The organism is Acidovorax sp. KNOB132 (assembly GCF_057541515.1).
Map to the genome: position 1 here is coordinate 1 of NZ_BAAJYT010000287.1, position 4340 is coordinate 4340.

The 4340-nt window shown below is 67.7% G+C and carries 3 protein-coding genes and 1 other RNA gene; 2 read left to right on the forward strand and 2 right to left on the reverse strand.

What is annotated here, in order from left to right; all coding sequences use genetic code 11:
* A partial coding sequence (gene dnaX, locus AC27IO_RS21070; protein WP_498740596.1) for a DNA polymerase III subunit gamma/tau occupies positions 1–1066 on the reverse strand: 1066 nt, incomplete at its 3' end.
* Between the two features lie 165 nt (positions 1067–1231).
* Here dnaX and ffs point away from each other — a divergent pair.
* Both ffs and AC27IO_RS21080 read left to right on the forward strand, forming a co-directional pair.
* Positions 1232–1328, forward strand: an RNA gene (gene ffs, locus AC27IO_RS21075) — signal recognition particle sRNA small type.
* 283 nt (positions 1329–1611) lie between these two features.
* Positions 1612–2829, forward strand: coding sequence for a GGDEF domain-containing protein (locus tag AC27IO_RS21080; RefSeq protein WP_487090582.1), 1218 nt, complete (start codon positions 1612–1614; stop codon positions 2827–2829).
* Here the strand turns inward: AC27IO_RS21080 and AC27IO_RS21085 are convergent, their stop codons facing one another.
* The gene (locus AC27IO_RS21085) at positions 2830–4197 is read right to left on the reverse strand and encodes a TIGR03862 family flavoprotein (RefSeq protein ID WP_498740598.1); all 1368 of its coding nucleotides are present in this window, start codon (positions 4195–4197) and stop codon (positions 2830–2832) included. It lies immediately after the preceding gene.
* Between the last annotated feature and the right edge of the window lie 143 nt (positions 4198–4340).

The window sequence follows — 4340 nt, forward strand, 5'->3', positions numbered from 1 at the left end:
GCGCCGCGTATTCGTCCGGGGCCAGCCCCAGTTCGGCACGGCCGTGCAGGCAGATGCTGTAGAGCAATTGGGTTTCGTCCGCGGGCATCTGCGCGGCCAGACGGGCGATTTCCACGGCCTCGGGGTCGTTGGCATCCAGCGCCTGGGCCATGTTCGGCACGGCCTGCATGACGGCCATGCGCTGGAGCACCGCACTCATCTCCTCCAGCGTGGAGGCGGCAGACAAGCCGTTCAGGCGCAGGACATCGGAGGTTTCCACCACCGTGCGGCCATCGCCCTGGGCCAGGGCTTCGATCAGGCGGAACACGTACGACCGGTCCACGCTGCCCAGCATCTGGCGCACTCCCGCTTCCTGCAACTGGCCGCTGCCGAACGCGATGGCCTGGTCGGTGAGCGAAAGCGCATCGCGCATCGAGCCCCGCGCCGCACGCGACAGCAGGCGAAGCGCCTGGGGTTCGGCCGGCACGTTCTCCTGCGCAAGAACGCGCCCCAGGTGCTCGAGCACCGTCTCGGGCGCCATCGGGCGCAGGTTGAACTGCAGGCAGCGCGAGAGCACCGTGACCGGCACCTTCTGCGGATCGGTCGTGGCCAGCACGAACTTGAGGTATTCCGGCGGCTCTTCCAGCGTCTTCAGCATGGCGTTGAACGCCGTGTTGGTGAGCATGTGCACTTCGTCGATCATGAAGACCTTGAAGCGCCCCTGCACGGGCTTGTAGACCGCCTGCTCCAGCAGGCCCTGCACTTCGTCCACGCCGCGGTTGGAGGCGGCATCGAGCTCGGTGTAGTCCACGAAACGGCCGCTGTCGATGTCGGTGCAGGCCTGGCACACGCCGCAAGGGGTGGCCGTGATGCCGCCCTGCCCGTCCGGGCCCTGGCAATTGAGCGACTTGGCCAGAATGCGCGACACCGTGGTCTTGCCCACGCCGCGCGTGCCGGTGAAAAGATAGGCGTGGTGCAGCCGCTGCTGCGTGAGCGCATTGGACAGCGCCTGCACCACATGCTCCTGGCCCACCATCTCCGAGAAGGTCTTGGGACGGTATTTGCGGGCGAGCACGAGGTAAGACATGGGGGGGATTCTATGTGGCCGGGCGCGCCCTCCCGGATCGCCAGGGTACCGATTCCACGCCGGGCCCCGGTGCGCCCCGCTGTCAGGCCACCATGGCCAACACCTGCACGGCGTGCAGGGCCGTCCCGGCCGGAACGGCCTGCTTTATCGCCTACAATCGGCGGTGACGGGCCTCCCCGCATGGTGAAGCAGCCAACCGGGTCAGGTGGGGAACCAAGCAGCCCTAACTGTAGAGTCAGTGCCGGGGGTAAGGCTCGTCAACTATCTTTCAGCCATCCCTGCCATGCCATCACGGCCCCTGGCGCAGGGCATGCGCCACCCCAGCGGTCCACGCACTTCAGGGCTCCCCCTTTCTGCAGGGTTTTCCCCTTCCAAAGCCTTCGTAGCATTCGCCACGGTCGATTCCGTGGCCGGCATTCGGACCGGTCCCGCTCTGACAGACATCACCCGCGCGTCTTTGCACGGCTCAAAAACCACGGCCAACCTATCAAAATATTCACATTTAGCAATTTCAAGTTACTATTTGTTTCTTTTGAGGAGCCCTTATGGCAGAAGGTCCAGCGCAAGGAACTGCCGCCCTGTGCGGCGCGGCGGGTGTGCCGTCCGCGGCCGAACCCGCGCGTGTTGCCAGTGCGAGCCCGTCAGCGATCGAGGAAAAGTCCACTCCCAAGCCACTGGACCAGTTCACGTTCGAAAAGATGCGGCGCGTCAACGGCTCCCTCCTTGCGTTCGGCTCCCTGGGCTGGCTGGCGGCTTGGTGGACGGCCGCGCCCACCTATCACTACGACAACATCCTGTTCGCCCTGCTGGCGATCGCCTTTTACTGCTGCATCATCGCATCGATGTTCGCCAGCACCCCTGGCAGGGTGGTGCTGGCCGCCCTGCCAGCCTGTGGCCTGCTGGCCCACGGGTTCTGGCTGCTGTCGGTGCCGAGTCCGGTCGGGGTCTACTTCTGCCTGGCCCTGGGGGTGGCCTTCACGCTGCTGATCGCCTTCATGTTCATCACGACATGGCAGTACCTGGCGTCCGTGGCCGTCATCTGGCTCGCGTTCGGGCACGGCGATTTTCAGCAGATGCGCTCCGCGCACGATCCGGTCTGGAGCATGCTGATCGTCACCCTGTCATCGCTGTGCGGGATGCTGCTGAACATGGCCCTCTTTCGCCTGCGGGAAGACAGCCACCGGCAGCAACTGGAATTGGAAACCCTGGCCTACCAGGATGCATTGACCGGCCTGGCCAACCGCCGCAGCCTGCTCAAGCACATGCAGTCGCTGCAGGACGCCGGGCACATCGAAGGCCTGTATTTCATGATGATCGACATCGATGACTTCAAATCGATCAACGACCAGTTCGGGCACGACCAGGGCGATGTGGTGTTGAAGGACGTCGCGTCGGCATTGAAGCGGCAGGCCGGCCGGCACCTGTGCGGCCGCCTGGGCGGCGAGGAGTTCGGCGTGGTGGTGGATGCCGCCACGTTGCCCGAGGCCTGTGAACTCGCCCAGGCGCTGGTCAACACCGTGAACACGTTGTACGCGGTGCCGGTGGACCACCCTGCCTTCCAGGGCCGCCGGCTGTCCATCAGCGCAGGCCTGACCCGCGGGGAGGCGGACTGCACCACCTCCGAACTGATCCGGCGCGCGGACCTGGGCCTTTACCGGGCCAAGCGCGAAGGCAAGAACCGTTTCTGCATGCACTTCGGCCCCGACGGCGAGGCGTCCCCGGCAGCAACGGCACAGCCTCAGCCCCAGCCTCAAAGCGCCTGATCAGGCCCGCTGCAGCCAGGCCTTCGCCCCTTCGGCAGCGGCCATGCCACTGGCCATGCAGGCCGTCATCAGGTAGCCGCCCGTGGGGGCCTCCCAGTCCAGCATTTCGCCCGCGCAGAAAACGCCGGGCAGGGCCGTCAGCATGAGACTGCCATCCATCGCCTCGAACGGCACCCCGCCCGCGGTGCTGATGGCTTCGTCCAGCGGTCGGGTCGCGCCCACGGTGATGGGCAGCGCCTTGATGGCCTGGGCCAGGGCGGCGGCATCGTTCATGCCCTCCTTGCCCAGTTGCTCGTACAGGATGCCCATCTTGATGCCGTCCAGCCCCAGGCGGCTCTTGAGGTGGCTGCTGAGGCTGCGGGCACCGCGCGGATGGCGCACTTCCTTGAGCACGCGCTCGGGCGTGTGGTCGGGCAGCAGATCCAGGGTGAACGTGGCATGGCCATGCGCCTCGATCTCGTCGCGCAGCAGGCTGGAGACCGCGTAGATCAGGCTGCCCTCCACGCCGGTGGCCGTGGCCACGAACTCGCCCCGGCGGCTGAACGTGCGCCCCTGGTGATCGGAGAAATGCAGCGCGACCGATTTGAAGGGCTGTCCGGCAAAGCGCTCGGTGAAATGCGGCGTCCAGCCGGCCGGATCGGGTGCCCGCCCCATCAGCTCGCGCAGGAATTCCCGCCGCGTCTCGCCTGCCGGTGCGCCACCGGCACGCACCGTGTCGAAGCCGCAGTTGGCCGGGCGCAGCGGGGCCACGGGCACGCCCTTTTCGGCCAGCAGCGGCACCCACGCGCCGTCGGAGCCCAGCCGGGCCCAGCTGCCACCCCCCAGCGCAAGCACCACGGCCCGGGCCTGCACCGGCACCAGGCCCGCAGGGCTGGTGAAACCCAGTGTCATGGCGGCCGCATCGCCGTCCTGCGCGGCGCCTGCGTCGCTCCAGCCCAGCCAGCGGTGGCGCATGTGGAACACCACCCCCTGGCCGCGCAAGCGGTGCAGCCAGGCGCGCAGCAGCGGCGCGGCCTTCATGTCGGAGGGGAACACCCGGCCCGAGGTGCCGACGAAGGTATCCACCCCCAAGCCCTGCGCCCAAGCACGCACCGCATCGGCGCCGAAGGCCTGCAGCAGGGGCTCGATGGCGGCGCGGCGCTCGCCGAAGCGGGCCGCGAACGGCTCGAATGCCTCGGAGTGCGTGAGGTTGAGCCCCCCCTTGCCCGCCAGCAGAAACTTGCGCCCCACGGAAGGCATGGCGTCGAACAAATGCACGGCCAGGCCGCCACGGGCCAGCACTTCGGCCGCCATCAGGCCGGCGGGGCCGCCGCCGATCACGGCGACATCACAGGCCAGCACGGGGGCGATCGATTCGGAAACAGTCATCTTCAACCTTTGCTTTGGAAACATCGGGGCGCGGCGCCGCAGTCCGGGAGCCTGCAGCGCGCCGCGCCATCAAAACAGGGCGCCCTGCACCGGAGCCGGAGCCGGAGCCGTAGCCGGCGGTGGCGGTGGCGGTGGCGGTGGCG

Bases quoted from the DNA above. Each gene is read 5' to 3' on its own strand.
- AC27IO_RS21080 (WP_487090582.1), top strand. From the start codon at position 1,612: ATGGCAGAAGGTCCAGCGCAAGGAACTGCCGCCCTGTGCGGCGCGGCG.
- AC27IO_RS21085 (WP_498740598.1), bottom strand. From the start codon at position 4,197: ATGACTGTTTCCGAATCGATCGCCCCCGTGCTGGCCTGTGATGTCGCC.